This window comes from Sphingobacteriales bacterium (assembly GCA_016700115.1).
Classification (GTDB): domain Bacteria; phylum Bacteroidota; class Bacteroidia; order Chitinophagales; family UBA2359; genus UBA2359.
The window spans coordinates 2,721,436-2,741,485 of record CP064999.1 but is presented as its reverse complement, the minus strand read 5'-3'; the positions used below and the strand labels follow the sequence as shown (position 1 = coordinate 2,741,485).

Genomic DNA, 20,050 nt, shown 5'->3' with positions numbered 1-20,050 from the left:
ACTTTCTGTAGTTACAGGTTGTTTATATGAACATATCCACATCCTTTTAAAACCGGTTTAAATGCAATTGTATGAATGCAGACAAGTTAGAACGCATTGCTATTATTCTAAAAACAGTTGCGCACCCTGTTCGCTTAGGTATTGTTGAATTACTGGAAGCTAACGGCAAATTATGTGTAAACGAAATTTGTGAACAGCTCAAAACAGAACAATCGCTGACATCCCATCATTTGGCCAATATGAAAATGAAAGGTTTGTTACATGCTGTAAGGGATGGGAAAAACGTTTTCTATTCTATTAAAGAAAAAGAAATCACCACAATCATAACTTGTCTCGAAAATTGTAATTGCAATATGAGGTAGTATTTTTTTGTAAGGCAAATTAGAGAATTGTCTTAAAATCAAAGTTCAAACACTTATTTTGTGCGGCCTAAGTTAAATTTCCTTAAAAACATGAAGTTGTCATCATATTTTTGTAGTTTTGTAGTTAAATAAAGCGACTTGTTTAACTAAATACTAAATCAACATAGTTGACAATCAAAAAGTACGATTTTCAGGTATGAAATACTCAAGCTAAGAGGGTTATTTATTTTTTTGATAAGAAGTATAAAAGAAATACCTTTGACACATGAAATTTAAAATAGAACAATTTTACGACAAACAATTAGCTCACGCTTCATATCTGATATTAAGCGAAGGAGAAATTGCATTAATAGATCCGGGGCGAAACCCGAATCCTTATTATGAATTCGCACAGGCACATCATGCAAATATTGTCGCCGTTATTGAAACACATCCCCATGCCGATTTTGTAAGCAGTCATTATGAAATTGCTAAAGCAACAGGGGCAACCATTTATGTGAGCGAATTGGTCGGAGCTACTTATCCTCACGAGACTTTTGATGACGGAGACATTATTACTATTGGGAAAACGTTTTTGCGTGCCATCAACACTCCGGGACATTCACCGGATAGTATTTGTGTTTTATTGAGCAACGAAGAAGGCACTGACTTAGCCTTGTTTACTGGTGATACCTTGTTTATTGGTGATGTCGGCCGTCCTGATTTGCGCGAAAACGCCGGCAATATTACGGCTACTAAAAGAGCATTGGCCTTGCAAATGTTTCACAGCACACGCGAGCGCATTATGCCTTTGCCAAAACATATTGCCATACTTCCAGCACACGGAGCAGGTAGTTTATGCGGTAAAAATCTAAGTGAAAATCTAAGCAGCACATTAGAAGAACAATTGCAATCTAATTACGCTTTGCAGGAAATGGAAGCTGAGGAATTTGTTAATATTCTGTTGGCTGAACAACCTTTTATACCCAAATACTTCGGTTATAATGTTGACCTGAACAAAAAAGGAGCTTGTGGTTTTGAAGCAAGTATTGCACAAGTGCCTCAGTTACCTTCAGATACTAAGATAAAAGAAAATAATCTGGTCATTGATGTCAGACCTCAGGAGGAATTTAAAAAAGGGCATATAAAAGGTGCTATCAATATACAAGTTAAAGGTAAATTTGAAACATGGCTTGGTTCAATTGTTGCCCCGGGAGAAAATTTCTACCTCGTTGGTTCAACTACTGAAGAAGTAGAAATGGCAGTCAAAAGAGCAGCTAAAATTGGTTACGAATCTTATATTACAGGAACTATTGTTAACCCTGAAAACTGTGATAGTCAAAGTCCGTCAATAAATATGGCCAATTTTGAAGAGTACCTTTCAGATTACACAATCTTAGATGTCAGAAACCCAAAAGAAGCTGAAAATAAAATTTTTGAATCAGCTATTCAAATTCCTCTTTACGAGTTGCGAGAAAGAATTAAAGAAATTCCAACCGACAAACCCGTTGTTGTTCATTGTGCCGGTGGGTCCCGATCTGCTGTTGGTGCGAGCATCTTACAACATGAATTTTGTGACGAACAAGAAGTTTTTGACCTCAGCGAAGCTGTCAAAACTTTTAATTCTAAAATAACAAATACAGAAACCGTTAATTAAATATTTTTTGCACAAACTGAAAGTCTTAAGACAAATCTGATACAAATATATTCGGGGAAGGCAACTAAAAACCACAAACTGCCTACTCTATATAAACAAAATGGTTTTTTCAAAAAACAAATACCATTTTAAAAAACCAATTGCCACTTAATCTTAAAACAACCCAACTTTTTTATGTCATCGGAAGAATTTAATACCGCAGTTGTTCGACTCTACGACACCATAAAACCCTATGCTGTCAGTTTGACTAAAAACATGATTGATGCCGAAGACTTGATTCAAGATACAATGACCAGAGCATTCAGGTATAAGGATAACTTTAAACATAACACCAATCTAAAATCATGGTTATTGGTTATCATGAAAAATATTTTCATTAATCAATACAGACAAAAAGCTACTCGCAAATATACCCTTGTAGATCCGGTTGAGCAGTTGTATCAAATGAATGTTTCTCATACTACTTTTAACAGCGGAGACTCGGATTTAACAATTGAAGACATCAATCATGCAATTGCACGTTTACCAAAAGCTTATCAAACCACGCTGTTAATGAACGTACAGGGCTATCAGTATCAGGAAATAGCAGATGCGCTGAATGTTCCTCTTGGAACAATCAAAAGCCGTATTTTTTGGATTCGCAAACGCCTCGCAGAAGAACTCAGACCTTATATTAACCGTACCGGTAAAAAGGTAGAATACTCGTTGAACTGATCATCGTTCACTTAAAGCAGAATAAAAAAGCGTGTGGTTGTTTTACCACACGCTTTTTTATTTTAGTGAAACTTTGACCACTTATAGACTTTGGTTTGAGTAGCCCCCGAAAGTTGAACCATATACAAACCTGATGATAGATCCGGAACCTGAAGCAAATGGCGGTTCTGACCCGGTATAATTGCCTCAAATGTCTGGCGATAAATCAAACTTCCGGCTGAGTTGTAAACAAACAAGTCTAACATTCCTGATTCGGTTTCGGGTAAAAAATAAAAAAGCTCCCAACCGGTATTTGGTGACCATGCTATATGTTTAATAGAAAGTGCAGTTCTATTTTCAATAGCAGGGTCAACACCAATAACTGCAGGGCAATCAAGCTCAGTTTCCAAAGTATAAGTATTCGTATTATTCTCCGGATCTGTTACTTCAATTTCAAAACTGAGAGTTGAAGTTTCACCCGCTAAGGCAGTATATGAATCTCCTGATTGAAGCGCTCCCCCATTGATAGTATATCCCAAAACATTTACTTCATATTCTCCAACCTGTGAACAAACCTCAACACTGACAGTACAGGTATCGGCAGGATTTATGACAAGGCGGGCACTTTCAAAGGGGTCGGGATATATTGTTACGTTAAACGGTAAAGCTGCGGGAGCGCAGCCGGATGGAATATCCCATAACTCAGCGTAAAAGTAATATTGTTGCTCTTCGCAAAAACCGGTATTGTTGGCAGTTAAAGTTATGCTGTTTCCAAATTGTCCATTTGACCAATATGTGGCACTACTTGATTCAGGGTTGGTCACCAAAGCCGACAAGGTATAATCCTGTCCGTCATAAACGCTTACCATTCCCGTAGTTCCGGTTGGATAGTTGATTGTAGGGCAAGGCGGAGTTGTGCATGAAGAATTAGTAAAGGTATCGTAAAAAGTACAGCCCGAATCATTTATGCGAAGCGTTACATTATCGTAGAATGGAACATTGGTAACTATGCCTTCATTTGATTCGTTCAGAAAAATTGGCATATTCATTACTGCATCAAAAACAGAATTAATAGAAATACCCGAAACTGAAAACGTTAAACTATAGGTCATACTACTAATGTAGCAATTTTGTTCTAAATATTGGACGGAAGGCGAAGGAAGAAGGATTATTTCAAACTGATGCCTTTCACCTTCACAATTCGTTGCGGGTTCGTATAAAGCCATATAATAAGTGCCTAAAGCAGGCGGATAAAAGGTAAGTCCGCTATTAATAAGAGTCCCCCCCACAGGAGCATCGTAGATTCGATAGACATAAATACCACCGCTGGGAGCTTCCAAAAATTTTGGGCCTATTAAAAAGGGATCACAAGCATAGTTTATAGCCGGCAGAGGAATGGCATCCGGCAAATTACACTCGACATAAGTATGAAAGGCTGAGGCTTCATTATTTGGAAAGCAGGTATATAAAGAACTCAAAACGGGATTAAAATCTGTATTGCCCGAAAAAGCACTATAGATGCATGTAGCACCCAAATCGGATTTTATCCAGGTTTGATCGGTTGTAAAACATGCTGCATTTGCCCAACCTGTATCTCCGGGGTTCACTCCTATTTGCCCAAACACATCCACATTATAAGCGCCATTGAACAAGGCGACTGCATCGTTTCCGTTAAAATTTAAATTAGAAGAGGTAATATCAGGGGTAAGACCGGCTAAATCGGCGCTCGGATGTGCTATCAATAAATAACTGTTGTGATTTAACATGCCTGATAATGGTACTGTACTACTTACCGTTGTACTACCATTGCTGTAAATCCGTACACTATAAGCCGATAAATCTATAGTTGCGCCGGTGCCGTTATAAATTTCAAGATATTTATTGAATGATGAACCTTCCATATAAGCAGAAATAAGTAAGTCTTCACAGCTTGAAGTATTATTGCGTAAAGCTCCCGAATTTATCCATTCTTTAATTATGGCAATATTGGCAGCACTCACACTTCCGGAAGGAGGCATATTTCCTCCTGAGCAGTTTGGGATAGTCGGATCAATTTTAGTAACGAGCGGGCTACCATTCGCATTAAATGGAATAACCGCCTGTCCGCAACTGCTACCGCCCGAAAACAAACCATTGTAACTGATATTTAAACCGCCTGAATTGGGATGGCAACCTCCACAACCATGCATACTAAAAATATTGCTGATGTTTGGGGTGTAATAATAAGGTTGTGAATAAACTTTAAGAGAAAAAAAACAAAAACACAGGGCAAGAAAAGTGGTAAAAACTGGCTTCATAAAAAATGGCAATTAAAGTTGGATATTTGATTACTTGAATTTTGTTAAATAATTTTGATGTCGAAAAAATTACTTAACTTACAACCCATATTTGTACTTATCGGTTTGCTTCTTTTATCACAAAAAAAGTTAGGTATATGACAAAAGTAATTACAACCCTACTTTGTTGTCTGTTTTGTGTTCAATTCCTTACAGCACAATTTAGTCCGAATGGCGAAATTGAAGATATCCGTGAGTTGTCCTCTAAAATAACCGTTCCATTTACTATGCCCGATGGCACTCAATTGATGACCGACATTACCTTGCCAATTTTAAGGGATTCACTGGTCATTAACCTTAATATGAATGTGCCAATTTTAGGAAGTGTGTCCGGAAAATTGCAAGTCTTGCCCAAAGGCACCTGGTATATCATTTATGAAACCCTGAACGGTGAACCCAACGACAACCCTTACCGCGTACCTATCATTTTAACCCGCACACCTTATGACAAAGAAGGAGAAGATATTGTAGGCTCGGTTGTTTCGGTGATGGGCTATGGATATTGTCAGCAAGACATGAGAGGGCGGTATTCTTCAGGAGGTGTTTACTTACCTATGTATAGCGATGGATGGCGTAAGGATCCTTATCATCCGGACATCAAACATGTTTTGGACATCACAGAACTGGATGATCCTCGAAACGGCAACTTTCACGAAGATGGATACAATTCCATTAAATTCATTACTGATAGCCTGACCTATTCTTATGATATAGATACAGATGGTATTCCTGATTTTACCGATTTACTTTGTAATGGAAGTGTCGGTATGTTTGGCGCATCGGCATTGGGAAACACACAGTTGCAATCTGCCTTAGCCCATAGAATTGACCCAATGACCCGAGGTCTTAAATGCCTCATGCCAATCGTTGCAGCCAGCGAACATTATAAATGTACAGGATATCAAAACGGTGTTTTCCGGGACAGATTGGTAACCGGCTGGCTCAGAGGACAAATTTTTAGTGGAACTGAAGATGATTTTATTGATATAGACACCGATCTCAACAACAATATCCATACTTCTGCCGATTATGGATTAACCAATATGTTTGATGCAGCAAATCTTGCAATTGATCATTTTGTCAGTGTAAGATACAACAATGGGGTTTGCAGCTATTATCCAAACGGAAGATTGCGGGGCGATATGGATGCAAGCCGTGCTCCTGTTAATGCAACAGGAGAAGGTGATATTGCCGGTGAACATAGTAGGTATGAAAATCTGGAAGTTCCTGTTTACCATGTAACCGGATGGTGGGACATATTCAACGATGGTCAGATAGAAACTCATCGTTTGACCAGACAGCATATCGGCCAAACTAATCGCCAACTTCAAAAAATAATTATAGGCCCGTGGGCACATCAAACAATAGGTAGCAGAACTACCGGAGATTTAACCTACAAGGAAAATGTTGCCGATTTCACCAAAATAGATATCAGCGATATTGACATAGACAATATCCCTGTTTCAGCTATTATCAATTCTGAACTTATCGGTTGGTTCAGGTACAATCTGAACTATAACAATTTTGCGAATATTGGCGAACCACGGGTTCGTATTCCGGCAAGCCAAATGTGGCAAACTGTTAATAGTTCTTTAGGGCAATTACAAGTCCGAGTTCCTGCAAGTGAATACCGGATTGATTTTCTTGACTTTTTTAATTTTATCAACGGAGCAGGCGGGTTAGATGCAGTTCCTGTTGAACTGACACTACCTTCGGGTGGAAACATTACTCTTAATGTAGCCATTCCGACTTTAGATGAACCCTTAATCAATGGATTAGACGGTATAGAACTTAACAGTATCCCTGTTCAGGATTTTCCTAATATTCCTGCCGTCAGGTTTTATGTAGTTGGGCCGGTTAACGATGGTGTTCCCGAAAATGAAAACGTTGGAAACTATTGGCGAGGCTCAGAAACTTTTCCCCCCAGCGAGAGTATAGAAAATCAAAAAATGTATTTACATCAGGACGGTTCCATTGATTTAACACCCCCATCAACTGACGAAGGTGTTAAAATGTATGTTCATGATCCGGACGATCCTATTTTAACCATAGGAGGCGCAAACATGATTGTACGTACTCCTCAGGACGATCGCGACAGTCAAGGTCAGTTAGATCTTGCGGATTCCCGTTACGCCCCTTATTCTATGGATCGGGAAGGTGTAGTGCATTTCATCAGTGAGGCCATACAAGATTCTTTAGCCATTATAGGAAATCCTGTATTCACACTTTATGCCAAAACAAATCCCGGAGGAACCATGAGCGGTCCTACTGATACTGACTTTTTTGTTCGTGTTTTAGATGTTTATCCGGACGGAAGAGAATTATTTGTGTTTGAAGGCTGTATCAATGCCCGCGCTCGGGAATATGCCCGTTCTATTGCCGAAGGGCTTGAAAATGACGAAGCTCCTTTTACCAACATTGAAATCGGACAGGTTTATGAATACAAATTCGCCATGCAACCCATAGGGTATGTTTGGGGGAAAAACCACCGGATAAAAATTCTAATCAGCAGCAGCAATTATACCCGTTATCAGGTAAATCCCAATCTTCCAATAGAAGATGGAGAATACTTCAGACGTAAACCCGGCGATGGCAGAACTTATACTTTCAATGGTGTTGAAATGACTCCCCGCACTGCCGTACAAAGGCTGCATTTCTCCCCCCAATATCCAACCAATATAGATTTACCGGTATTGACCAATGGTAGTATTACCGGCATAAATCCCGCGCCAAACAACAAACCTAATGCATTTACAATTTTAGCCTACCCAAATCCTGCCAATGAATTGCTGAGTATTTATCCATCGAAAACTGCAAATTATCAACTTTCTATAAATACGCTTGCAGGTCAATCGGTTTATCATGCTCAGTTTTCGGATGCAATCAGCATTCATCTCGGCAACTTTAACCCGGGTTTGTATATTGTAACTGTTACTAATCAAGATACCGGAGAATCGTCCATGCAAAAGGTTACAGTGGTTAAATAGATATCAAAAAAAAACGATGAACTCTTATTCGGGTTCATCGTTTTTTTTGTTAGAGAGTTTTACTACAGAGTTCTTGTGGTAATTCAAATGACTTAAGTTACCCAGGCAGTTCAAGCATTTTTAATTCCTCCTATTAGAATAACCGATGCTTTAACAAAAGAATTTGTCTCTATAAGGGACCTTTTTTGTTCTGTTTATCAAACTAATTCTGCTTTAAAGGCGACTTGGACAATACTTTTTCGAGGTCTGAAATAATACCCATATCGCTTGGTCTTTTGGCATTGCTGTCTGCAATAATTCCATCAGCATCAATTATCAGGTAACGAGGAACCCCTTTTACATTATATTGAAATCCGGCATCAGATTCTAATGCACTTGCTAACAAATGTAAACTGGTATCACTGCTGATATCTTTAGTTCTAAGGTAGTTTGCCCAAACTTCCTGACTTTCATCAACAGAAATATAGACAAACGCCACATTTTTATGACTAAACCTTTTTTTCAACTTCTCTGAGTACGGGAACTCTTTAATACAAGGTCCACACCAGGTAGCCCAAAAATCAACATATACGACTTTACCTCTTAACTGAGAGAGGGTTATAGTATCGCCATTCAAATTGGTCAGCGTAAAATCGGGTGCTTGTTGACCGGCTCTGATTTTATAAGATTGGTCAAAAATTTCAGCAAGGGCCTGATTGAAATTGCCAAAAGGACAGGCGATGATAAATTCATCAAATTTTGGTGCCATTAACTCTACTTTACTGTAAGTACAAGCATCGGCGATGCTGATGGCCTGAACAAAATAGAGCGCTTTTCCACTCAGTATTTTTTTTGCAAACTCGTATTTATCGGCATAAAAGTTTTCGGGATTGTAAGTTGCCCTGTTTATTGACTTGTTAAATTTATGCGTTACATACTTGAGCAGAAAATCTGTATAGACATTCAACTGCATGATTTCTTCGTTATTAAAATCAACTTCGCTCAAAAAATCATAATATCCGTCTGGTAAAACGGGGGAGATTTCATTGGTTTTGAAACTGTATGCAACCGGAAAATCCATCAAAACCGCTGCCCATTCTGCTAAAATCTGAGCTTTGACAAAGTTCTCGCAAAGGGCTGTAATTATGTTTTTTTCTTTAAAATCACTCAGCAACTGCTGCTTTTGTTTTTTTAAATCGTTGGCGTAAATGATAAAATCTTCCGGCGATAACTCGCTCATTTTTTGGGTAGTAATGCTTCGCTGGGTAGCACGGTTAAATTTACGGTAATATTCAGTGGTTAAGCGGCAGTTTTCAGCTCCTCGTCCTGTATATTTTATGGTATTGACTAAATCAACCCCATTTAATGTAATAGTTAACCCGTCTTCCGGATGAATGAAAACCGGTACACTTTGGTTGGCATGAAAAATCCAGGCGAATGTGGGATATTCCAAAGGTAGCTGAATGGTAAACTGACCGGTACTATCAATCTTAGAAGCAAAACTCAGAATGTTATTATTGATTGGATTATCCAGAATATCCAGACTTATCAAAGCATTCTGAGCTTTCGTAATTTTCCCGGAAATGGTAACTAAAGTTTGAGGTGTTTTTCTCTGAACAACCGGAACAATAGGGGCTATATCAGGTTCAACGATATTTGTAAGCTTGATAGGTTGTTTGTTTTTACCCTTCCTTTTTTGAGCGTTTGCAGTCTGAGGCATTAAAATCACCAAAGTCATAAGAATCGCAACAAAGCCGGGGAAAAAGCGAAATAATTTGCACATGAAAAAAGGCTAATTCAAATTGACCAATACAAAAACTGAAAAAATCGTATGATTTTAGTTGGTTGTGTTAAATGACCAAAATAAGCAATAATCACCGATGTTGTCTTTATGATTTTTTGATCTAAAAGACAACCAATGTCAAATGTTTTATACCGGCAAGTGGTATATCCATCAAATCTGACTAAAACTGTACTTCCTTTATTCTTAAATCTGTTAAAAATTTGCGGTCAGCGACTAAGAATTGGTTGACTCTACAATCTAATTTTCGCAAAGTTGGAATTTTAAAATCAATTGCTTTTAAGTTGCCTGCTTTAAGTAGATTATGAGAACAGTCTAATCTTTCGAGATTTTCGAGATATGGCAACCCATTCAGCGACATAAGTTTATTGTGGCTGCAATTAAAATCGGTCAGGTTTATCAGTTTCATAATCCCGTTTATATTGACCAGTTCATGCCCGCTTACATTCAATTTAGTAAGATTGGTTAGGTGTTTAATTCCCGACAAATTAGTTAACTTAAAGGTCAGTGTATTCTTAGTAGTATTGTCCAGGTCTAAGGTCTTCATATACACTAACCTCAATATGTCGGCATCAGTAGGTTTGTTGATGGATTCTATATTACCCATAGCCACATTGAATGCTTTTTTCCACTGGGGTTCTAATTTACTCCACCAATTAAGCCTTTTGTCTTCTGTTTCAAATTCTTCGGGCAGGGGTAATTCTACTTTTTTTGTTTGCTTGCCCCCTGTTTTAACATTCTTTTTAGCTGTTCCTTCTTCAGGATTCACGGTTGGTTTATTTGTGTCTTTTTCAGTCATTTTTTTGCTGTAATTTTCTGGTTTAGATATTTTAAATTCTTTTTTTTCGGTTGCTTGAACTTTATGATGCTTGGTTTCTTCTTTAACTACTTTTTCAACTACATTCTTTGAAGTTCGGAGATGAATAAGTTCAGTTTTCTCTTTTAAAGCCTTTACTGATTTGAAGTCTTTGATTAACAATTGTCGAGTTTCTTCATCTATTTTTGCATGGGGGCTGTTTTCAACCTCAATGTTTTTGTTTTTCAGATGCTCTTTAACAATATCAATTTCAACGTTAATTTCAGAAGCTACTCTGGTTAATCTATATGCCTTTCCTCCTATTTGTTTTGCCGGTACTACCATTTTTTTTTTCTGCAAAACTATGGTCTCACTTTTTCCGTTCAATTCAGTTTTTAATTCTGTCTTGGTTTCGGGAATTATCAAAACCGGAACAGGGTCTTGCACTTTAACTGCCTTTTGTTGTTTGGTACTTTTATTGATGGTGTTGGCTGCTTTGGAGGGTTGTTGTTGCTCTTTTTCGTTTGCTTGCTTATCTAATTCTTTGGGAAGTTTTAGTTCTGATTCAACAGATTTTTTAGAAGGTTTCTTTTTTAATGTTTTTTGCTTATTCTCAGTTTCAACATTTTTCTCTATTTCTTTTTCAGGCAACGGCGATTGAACTTCTGGTTTTATTTTAGATTTAAGTGCATTGATTTCTTCCTGATATGCCTTTTTTAAGGTTTCCAATTCTGATTCTGCCTTTTTTCTGATAACAATAAGTTCTTGTGCCTGCTGGTTCAGCTTTTTGTTGGACAACAACAATAACTCCTGCAGATTTTTAATTTTTTCTTCAGCAATTTTCACCTTTTCTTCTTGTTGTCTTAGCAACACTTCTGCACCCGGTGCTACAAATCTAATCTGACGGGCACATTCCCCTTTGCTGTTGGTACCAATGACACATTCAATTTCCATATTTTTGGTAATTACAGAATTGTCAACGCCCTCATCAAAATAAGATTTTCTGAAAAACAACCGCTGGGGTCCATCTACTATTGAGATAAATCCCGTTTCTCTTACCTCGTCATAAATTGAAATGACCCCTTTAAAAAACTTAATGGTTGCAGGCTTAATAACAACATCTTCGGCAAACAGTCCTTTTTCTGTCTCTGAAATTTTAAATTCAACCTCCTGTCCTTCTTCAAAACTCAGGTTGGAATCTGATGATTTTGTAAAAGCAATATCTGTTTCTTTCAAAAATGTGATTCCTCCCCATCCCCTTTGGTTATTGTAAAACTTAACCACCCCATTGTAATGCACTTTGGGGGGATTAAGAACCTTCTCTAATTCTTTGAATAGTTCGGAAACCGATTGGTCTAACCGTACATTGATGTCAAGATCGAACAACATTAAATGTTCTCCATCTGTTGTTTTAATTACCTCGCCCATAAATAAGCGGGTGGGTCGGTAATCGCGATCTTTCCAACGATAACGGCTGTATTTAGGATCTGAATAGTTATCATTGCTGATAACATTTCCATTATACATGTCTGCAAGACTCAAAATATAATCATCCGCTCTTTTGCCACCGCTTACCTGATGAAAATTGCCGTTATTGAGCATATAGTTGTAAATATCCCTTTCATCGGGTGGTAGCTTATGTGCGGTATTGGCATCAAAAATACAAAAGAACGGTTGTTTCTTGATTTTTCTGAGAATTAACAGCAATTTCAAAAGAACAGCTAATGAAGGAACTTCGGGGTTGCTCCAATAGCAAACATTCGTTGCGTCAATGTAATATGTGGTTGTTTTATTTATTTGGTTATTTGTCGTTAATTTACTCATTTTAGTTGGTTTGAAAAATCTGTCCAACCAATTGTATTGATGGCTTCTTTGAGAGCTACTAAAAAAACAAGCGAGTTGAAAATCGCTTCTTGCGTTAATATGTTTATGCTTAGTTACTTCATTTCTGTAGTCTGGTTACTTTAAGTTGATGTAACAACATATCTGATTAGTATGAAGAGGTGGGTGAAGCCTCAAAAATTTAATTGGTCTTTTTGTTAATGCTTTTTTTTGTGGTTTTTTTTTAGAAACGCAATTTTGCCCGCATTATTGCTTAGTTTGTTTTAAAAAAGATATTGTTTTTAAAAACTTACTAATGTTTGTTTTCTTGTTTTCTGTCTTTCAAAAAGCAATCTTTTCAAACATCTACAAATTGCAGTTGCAAAGTTAGCATTTTTCTAATTCAAAAAATACTAACCAATTCAACCTCTAAACACCGAATAGTGATATTTGGTTTAAAGGTTTTTTTGAAAAATTGTATTTATACTAATTAACACCACATTACAGGTCTAATCTATATGCTTAAGGATATAGTTGGGGTTAAGCATAGTTAGATTTGAAATTATTTGTTAGCTGATGCAGAGGTAGCTAACGATGAATTTGAGTATATAATCAGGCGAAGCATTTTGCAAGTTTGTAAAACTGCTCATTTTGATGTTATCATTCATATTCTGCCGGATATCTGTACAAACCTTTCTGTTTTCTTGTTTCTGTGTTATTGATTTGATTTAAGTGCTTTATAAGTTTTAGTACAATTTACCTCTTAAAACGTTTGAATAATTCAAAGAATTACCACGAACCTCCGGCACCTCCTCCTCCTCCCGAGCCGCCACCAAATCCTCCAAAAGAACCTGAACCTCCTGAAAAACTTCCAAAATCACTATCTCCCCAATGAATAATTACAGGCCCCGTTCCGCTAACTCCCCTTCCGCTAAAAGTTCTGCCTCCACCACCTCTCCTGTTTCTATTGATATAGGATATCATAATCATAATGAACATGTATATCAAAAATATGGCGACAGCTATCCAGATATCAGCATTTTTGTTTTCTGCCGAATCATCCGGAACAAACAACCCCGATAAAATTCCGATGATAGCGGTTGTAGCTTTATCAATACCTTCATAATAATTTCCATTCCGAAACGAAGGTATCATCTCTGTTTCAATAATGCGTTTACATCTTGCATCAGTCAACTCGCTTTCTAAACCATATCCTGTGGTGATAAAGGTTTGACGTTCGTTTGGTGCAACCAAAATAACAACTCCGTTATTTTTTCCGGCCTGCCCGACACCCCATTTTGACAGAATTTCCTGAGCAAAATTGTAAGGTGCATCACCGCCCAGCGATTGAACAGTAACAACCGCTATTTGAGTAGAAGTCGAATCATCATAAGCAACCAATTTTTTTTCTAATGCGGCCTCCTGATCATCAGGGAGAACATTAGCCAAATCATTGACCAAACGCGGCGGGTTCGGCCGGTCGGGTATCATTGAACCGGCAAAACCTGCATACAAATTAAACAAGGTGAATATAACAATTATCCAAACCTTTTTTATGGTTAAAAATCGGTTATTTATCATCAACTGAAGTTTGGTCATAGGTTGTTTTAGGGTAGCAAATTTATGGAAATGAGATAAAATCAGCAATAAGATGGCATCTCCTGACAATAGTTCGGGATTAACAATTCGTTTAATCACCAAATGAAATTTCATCCGGAAGTTCATTTATATCGTTTTCCTGATATGGGAAAAATTCGCGCAATTTGTTTCCTGCAATTGTAATGCCTTCTACTAAACCCTTAGAATACTGTTTGGCAGAAAAATACTTTAGTACTTTATCTCTTATCTCTTCCCAAAAATGTTCGGGAACTAATAAATTGATGCCTGCATCTCCAATTACAGCGAATTTATGATCCTGAACAGACAGATAAAATAAAATGCTGTTTCGCTGTGCTGTTTTATGCAACTCCAGTGTTTCGAAAACAGATGCCGCCCGGTCTAACGTTTCTTGAGGGCAATTGTCTTCTATATGTACCCGTACTTCGCCTGATGTTTGGGTTTCAGCATCCCGAATGGCACAAACGATATCAATTTGTTCTTGTTTTGAAAAAAAGTCTTTAGCAGTAAGCATTTTTAGAAAATTGAAAGTCAGAAAGCATCAATACCGATACCTCAAAAAAACTGAGAATCAGTTAAATACAAGTAATAAACCAAACTTGCTGCTGTATTTATTTTCCGAAATCAACAGTCGGTGCTTTTTCGCTTCCTTTGTCGGCTTCAAAATATCCTTTTTCTTCAAACTTAAACATTCCTGCAATTAAGTTGGACGGGAACTTCCTGATATAAGTATTATATGCCTTTACCGTTTCATTAAAGTTTTTCGTTCCACGGAAATACGGTTTTCTGTGCCTTCTAATTGTGATTGTAACTCAATAAAAGCCTGAGTTGCTTTTAGTTCGGGATATCTTTCTACACTAACTAACAGACGGGAAAGTGCGCCGCTTAATTCGTTTTGAGCTTCCTGAAATTTTTGAATAGATTCAGGGGTCAATTTACTGGCATCTACTGTTATTCCGGTTGCTTTTGAGCGTGCTTCAATTACTTTGGTGATGGTTTCTTGTTCAAAATTTGCAGCACCCTTTACCGTATTCACCAAATTGGGAATTAAATCGGCGCGTCTTTGATAAGCATTTTCTACTTGTGCCCAACCGGATTTTACTTCTTCATCAAGTGCAATCATCTTGTTATACCCACAAGAATTGAACAACAGCATGACCGCAAAAAAGACAGAAATTTGAAAGACTTTTTTTAACATTGTTAAGTTGTTTTTTAAAGTAAAAATAAAAAGTTCTGCAGGATTTCAGGTTCTCTTAAATCCATTTATTTATCTAAGGCAAATTTTAAGAAAACACTCAAATCTAAAACTAATTTACTTATGGTATAACCAAAATCAGCTTAAAACTGTTCCCTGAATTTTTATCCTCATTTAAAAAAATCAAAAAGGGGGTAGTTACAAGCTGCAAAGTTGATTTCTAACTCCTTGCCTGATACTGTCTTTACCCTATTTTGTAGGTTTGTATAAGCCAATGAAATAGTTTTTTTGTCAAATCACAAGTTTTAGTGTTTTTGTTCTCTTTATCACAGATATATCCCTCAAAATCATTCATTGACAAGGCTAACATCAGGAACTAAGCTGCCTTTTGGCTGAACCCTGTTTTAGTAAAAAAAATATAAGTGGCAGTTTTGAGGATTATTATCAATTCCTTGTTGAAAAATGAAATAAGAAACACTTGATTTCCTGTTTAAAAAAAAGAAAATGGAATAAGAAATGGGGCATTTCCAACTTCATTATTCTTAAATGAAGTAGTAAATGGGCCATTTCTTGTTTTAAAAGTTTTTAATAAAACAAGAAATGATCCGTTTCCAGTTTCATTATTTTTAGATGAAGTAAGAAATAGGTTGTTTCTTGTTTCATAAAAGAAAAACGAAGTAAGAAATGGGTTGTTTCTTGTTTCATAAAAGAAAAACGAAGTAAGAAATGGGTTAAAAACTGTTTCAATAAGTTTTAGAAAGTCAATTTTATTCCTTTTAAAATCAATTAAACCGGGTATGTTATTAATTTTTTGGAGGAGTTTTACTGTGAAATAGTTTTGAGGCAAGAAAAGATAAGCTGTAAAAGCAACGGCCCGATTTTAAATCTGTGAAAGCAACTATTTTCTTTATGTTCTAAGCCCGAAAAACCTTAGAGTAGATCTTTCTTCCTGGTTTTGCCGGTTTAGGAAAAATTCGATTTACGTCAAAATGTAAAAAATTCAATTCTTAAACTTTGTTAAGTTTGGGTAAAAAAGGCGATAAACAATAAAAAAAACAAGGCGATGGAACTTTTTTATCTATTTTTGCTTTCTAAAATAAAGATGTATGAGGATAGTAAAAAACCCGATAGCCGAAGGGATGCTCAAATTATCTATAGCAGGAGATTTAGATGCAGGCTCTTCTATGGAAGTTGACAGAGCTTTTAGCGAAGCGCTCCAAAACAGACAATTCAATATTTTAATTGACTGCAAACTACTCGAATATATTTCATCTGCCGGATTAGGAGTCTTTATTTCTCACAAAGATGATTTTGAAGACAACAAAGGGTCGTTTATCTTTTTCGATATGAACGAAAAAGTTTACAATGTTTTTGAGCTACTCGGCTTACACAATATTTTCAAAATAGTTTCGAATGAACAAGATGCCAAGAAGTTGCTTTCTTATGAAAAAAATTGAATTTACCACATCTTGCTCCAAAGACCGGTTAAGCGAAATTCGCGGTTTTGTCAGAGAGCAATTGGCGCAACTTCATATTTCTGATGTGGAAAAAAACCAAATAGTATTGGCAGTAGATGAGGCATGTGCTAACGCCATCATTCATGGAAACAATTGCGATGAAACCAAAAAATTAAAATTATTGCTTGAAATAGGGACCAACAATTTGTTAGTCGAAATTTCGGATGTCGGAAAGTTTCGGCCAAACGAAATAAACTGGTCCACCCGAAATGCAGTTGCGGAATCTTTACGCCACAAAAACCGGGGCGGATTGGGACTGGCACTGATGAACCGGATTATGGATAAGGTTAAGTTTTACAGCAAAAACGAAGTCAATATCTGTTTGTTGAGCAAACGGATTAAGAAAACTTAGCTCTTTTTTTGAAACGTCTTTCAGTTTATAGTTTCAATATTGAAATGTTGACAAAAGCTGCTTGAATAAAAACTTGTAATAACTAATTGATGAACCGGCTACTTTTAGCCGGTTTTTTGTTTGCTTAATTTTCTCAATGGTATAACTTTGCAAGCATAGTTAATCTGTTAGTTTATGACGAACCATATTCATAATTTTCTTAAAGCTTGCTGCTCTGTTGCCTGGCTTATGTTTTCGGTGATACTTTATGGTCAGGACTATACTTCATACATAGTCGGTGATACGGGTGATGTTTCTGCCACCACACAACCGGTTTATGCGTTGATGGGAGGTGCTTCAGAAAATGATTCTGCCATGGTCTGGTTTTTAGAGCATACCGGTGGCGGAGATATTGTCGTTTTGAAAACTGAAGGTGGAGACGATTACAACAATTACCTGTTCTCACAATTAGGTGTAACCCTGAACTCTGTTGAAACCATTGTTTGTCATAGCCCCTCTGCCTCCAATGACCCATATATTATCAACCAATTGAATAACGCAGAGGGAGTTTGGATTGCCGGTGGAAATCAGGCAACCTTTTTAAATTACTGGAAAGATACTCCGGTTGAAAATACCCTAAATTATCTGATTAATGAAAAACAAATACCTGTAGGTGGAATTTCTGCCGGCATGGCTATTATGGGTAGTGTGGTTTTTACACGCGAAAGCGGTGATGTCGTCTCTCCTCAGGCACTTTTGAATCCCTACAATGCCAATATGCTTTTTAGCAAAGATGAGTTTTTACAAAACCCTTTGCTTCAGGATGTCATTACAGATACCCATTACAACAACCCCGACCGAAGGGGCAGGCATGTTGGTTTTTTGGCACGAATTGCACAGGATTATGGCATATCTGCTTATGGAATCGCATGTAATGAATATACGGCTGTTTGTATTGATTCCGATGGCAACGCCTTTGTTTTTGGTGAGTTTCCGGCTTATGAAGATTATGCTTATTTTATTCAGGTAAATTGCCTGTTGCCCAATCTGCCTGAAGTATGTACTGCAGGACAACCTCTAACCTGGAACAGAAATCAACAGGCTTTATTGATTTATAAAGTTCCCGGCACAGTTGAAGGTTCTTACTCATTCAGGTTATCTGATTGGGAAACAGGAACAGGTGGTGAATGGGAGAACTGGTATGTCAATAATGGTCAGTTTTACGATCTTGCTGATGCAGAGCCTGAATCTTGTATCGGAACCAATATATCAGAATTGCCTTTTACAAGCTCTTTCCTTTCCTGTTTTCCAAACCCTGCGACAAACATGCTGACCATAGAACTGTCTGAAAAGTCTGCTACATTTGGTACTTTACGGTTAATAAGTACAAACGGACAGGTTTTAAAAAATATAGTACCCGAACAACATCAGGTCATTTTAGATATAAATTCATTAAATTCCGGAGTTTATTTTCTGCAATATACTTCAGCAAGCGCTAATCAAATTATACAATTTCACAAACAATAATTTATTTGCCGGATTTTTTAACCCCCGAATATGCCAAATCAAAAGAAAAGTAAAAGAAACAAAGCACCGGTAGAAGTTTGGATTGTAGATCCAATCAAACGATTTATTAATAATAGCACCATGAGTGGTATTATCTTGTTTTCCTCTGCGTTTTTAGCGCTCTTGTTGTCAAATTCTCCCTGGCATGAAGAGTTTCATCATTTATGGGAAATTGAATTTTCGATCCGGTTTGGAAATTTTGACATCACCAAAAACCTGCATCATTGGATTAATGACGGCTTAATGGCTGTTTTCTTTTTTGTGGTAGGGTTAGAGTTGAAACGCGAAATAGTAGCCGGTGAATTGAGCAGTCCTAAAAATGCCGTTTTACCAATTGCAGCAGCAATAGGCGGAATGTTTTTTCCGGCAGTTATTTATCTGTTGTTCAACCCTGAGGGAGACCCTCATAGTGGTTGGGGAATTCCGATGGCTACCGATATTGCTTTTGCTTTGGGGGTATTGTATTTATTGGGCGATAGAGTTCCTATTTCTCTCAAAATCTTTCTCACTGCACTGGCGATTGCCGATGATATTGGAGCGGTTTTAGTTATTGCCTTATTTTATACTTCCGATATAAATTTTTTGAGTTTGCTGACGGGTGCGGGTTTTCTAACGATTTTGTTGTTAGCTAACATAACAGGTGTACGAAACACCTTGTTTTATGCCATTATAGGAATAGGCGGATTGTGGCTTGCATTTTTAATGTCGGGAGTTCATGCAACCATAGCCGCAGTTTTAGCGGCTTTCACCATACCCGTTCGGGTAAAAGTGGACGAAGCAACATTTACCGAAGAGTTGAGCTATTTGCTTGAAAAATTTAAAGAGGCCCGTCCTAATAACGTTCCAACCGTTACTGATGAACAACTGCATATTTTAGAAGAAATCAGGGATGCTTCAAAAAATGCCTTAACACCGCTTCAAAGACTCGAACATGCCCTTCACCCGGTCGTAGCGTTTATCATTTTACCCATTTTTGCTTTGAGCAATGGTGGAATTACCTTTACAAGAGAGGTATTGACTCAATTGGGTAGTCCGGTGATGTTGGGAGTTTTTTTCGGACTTTTATTGGGAAAGGTTATTGGAGTAGTTGGAACCGTATATACAATTACCAAACTCAAATTGGTTTCGCTTCCAACAGGAATGAAATTCCGCCATGTTTGGGGTGCAGGTTTTTTAGCTGCAATCGGATTTACGATGTCATTGTTCATATCGGGTCTGGCTTTTAAAGACCCGGATTATATCATTCAGTCAAAAGTCGGGATTTTGTCTGCCTCTATAATTGCAAGTTTTATCGGCTATTTTATCATCCGATCGGCAGCTTCAAAATAAAAAACCTTTCGAGTGATAAAGATTCCTTGATTTTCAAGCCAAATAAAATGGCAACGGGAATATTGATATCTGTGGATTTTTCTA

At 37.3% G+C, this 20,050-nt stretch carries 13 protein-coding genes and 1 pseudogene; 8 read left to right on the top strand and 6 right to left on the bottom strand.

What is annotated here, in order from left to right:
- The first annotated feature begins 71 nt into the window (after nucleotides 1–71).
- The 3 genes from IPM47_09855 (at nucleotide 72) to IPM47_09845 (ending at nucleotide 2,712) form a co-directional block, all read left to right on the top strand.
- A complete protein-coding gene (locus tag IPM47_09855) occupies nucleotides 72–362 on the top strand; it encodes a helix-turn-helix transcriptional regulator (GenBank protein ID QQS31192.1) in 291 nt (96 codons plus the stop codon).
- A 265-nt stretch (nucleotides 363–627) separates the two neighbouring features.
- Nucleotides 628–1,998: an MBL fold metallo-hydrolase gene (locus tag IPM47_09850; GenBank protein QQS31191.1), complete on the top strand. Its 1,371-nt coding sequence runs from the start codon at nucleotides 628–630 to the stop codon at nucleotides 1,996–1,998.
- A gap of 174 nt (nucleotides 1,999–2,172) precedes the next feature.
- Nucleotides 2,173–2,712: an RNA polymerase sigma factor gene (locus IPM47_09845; protein QQS31190.1), complete on the top strand. Its 540-nt coding sequence runs from the start codon at nucleotides 2,173–2,175 to the stop codon at nucleotides 2,710–2,712.
- Between the two features lie 62 nt (nucleotides 2,713–2,774).
- Here IPM47_09845 and IPM47_09840 read toward each other — a convergent pair whose 3' ends face one another.
- On the bottom strand, nucleotides 2,775–4,988 hold the full coding sequence (locus IPM47_09840; GenBank protein QQS31189.1) for a lamin tail domain-containing protein: 2,214 nt from the start codon (nucleotides 4,986–4,988) through the stop codon (nucleotides 2,775–2,777).
- Nucleotides 4,989–5,125: 137 nt separating this feature from the next.
- On the opposite strand from IPM47_09840, the gene IPM47_09835 reads away from it, so the two are divergent.
- Nucleotides 5,126–8,014 carry a CocE/NonD family hydrolase gene (locus IPM47_09835; GenBank protein QQS31188.1) on the top strand — a complete coding sequence of 963 codons (2,889 nt, stop codon included), beginning with the start codon at nucleotides 5,126–5,128 and terminating at the stop codon, nucleotides 8,012–8,014.
- A 202-nt stretch (nucleotides 8,015–8,216) separates the two neighbouring features.
- Here IPM47_09835 and IPM47_09830 read toward each other — a convergent pair whose 3' ends face one another.
- From IPM47_09830 to IPM47_09810, 5 genes and pseudogenes are all read right to left on the bottom strand, one after another.
- Nucleotides 8,217–9,776, bottom strand: coding sequence for a TlpA family protein disulfide reductase (locus IPM47_09830; GenBank protein ID QQS31187.1), 1,560 nt, complete (start codon nucleotides 9,774–9,776; stop codon nucleotides 8,217–8,219).
- A 181-nt stretch (nucleotides 9,777–9,957) separates the two neighbouring features.
- Nucleotides 9,958–12,414: a cold shock domain-containing protein gene (locus tag IPM47_09825; GenBank protein ID QQS31186.1), complete on the bottom strand. Its 2,457-nt coding sequence runs from the start codon at nucleotides 12,412–12,414 to the stop codon at nucleotides 9,958–9,960.
- Between the two features lie 786 nt (nucleotides 12,415–13,200).
- Nucleotides 13,201–14,124, bottom strand: a complete 924-nt coding sequence (locus IPM47_09820) for a TPM domain-containing protein (protein ID QQS31185.1) — start codon at nucleotides 14,122–14,124, stop codon at nucleotides 13,201–13,203.
- Nucleotides 14,102–14,542 (bottom strand): TPM domain-containing protein, encoded by a 441-nt coding sequence (locus IPM47_09815; GenBank protein ID QQS31184.1) that lies wholly within the window; start codon nucleotides 14,540–14,542, stop codon nucleotides 14,102–14,104. Before IPM47_09815 ends, IPM47_09820 begins: the two co-directional genes overlap by 23 nt.
- Nucleotides 14,543–14,639: 97 nt before the next feature.
- Nucleotides 14,640–15,226 (bottom strand): annotated as a pseudogene (locus tag IPM47_09810) (LemA family protein).
- 1,103 nt (nucleotides 15,227–16,329) lie between these two features.
- Between IPM47_09810 and IPM47_09805 the strand changes: the two are divergent.
- The 4 genes from IPM47_09805 to nhaA all read left to right on the top strand — a co-directional run bounded on the left by IPM47_09805 (nucleotide 16,330) and on the right by nhaA (nucleotide 19,966).
- Nucleotides 16,330–16,680 (top strand): STAS domain-containing protein, encoded by a 351-nt coding sequence (locus IPM47_09805; protein QQS31183.1) that lies wholly within the window; start codon nucleotides 16,330–16,332, stop codon nucleotides 16,678–16,680.
- Entirely contained in the window at nucleotides 16,667–17,092 is a 426-nt protein-coding gene (locus tag IPM47_09800; protein QQS31182.1) for an ATP-binding protein, read from the top strand. Before IPM47_09805 ends, IPM47_09800 begins: the two co-directional genes overlap by 14 nt.
- A gap of 174 nt (nucleotides 17,093–17,266) precedes the next feature.
- Nucleotides 17,267–18,598 carry a Type 1 glutamine amidotransferase-like domain-containing protein gene (locus IPM47_09795; protein QQS31181.1) on the top strand — a complete coding sequence of 444 codons (1,332 nt, stop codon included), beginning with the start codon at nucleotides 17,267–17,269 and terminating at the stop codon, nucleotides 18,596–18,598.
- A gap of 30 nt (nucleotides 18,599–18,628) precedes the next feature.
- Nucleotides 18,629–19,966: a Na+/H+ antiporter NhaA gene (gene nhaA / locus IPM47_09790; GenBank protein QQS31180.1), complete on the top strand. Its 1,338-nt coding sequence runs from the start codon at nucleotides 18,629–18,631 to the stop codon at nucleotides 19,964–19,966.
- Nucleotides 19,967–20,050: the final 84 nt, after the last annotated feature.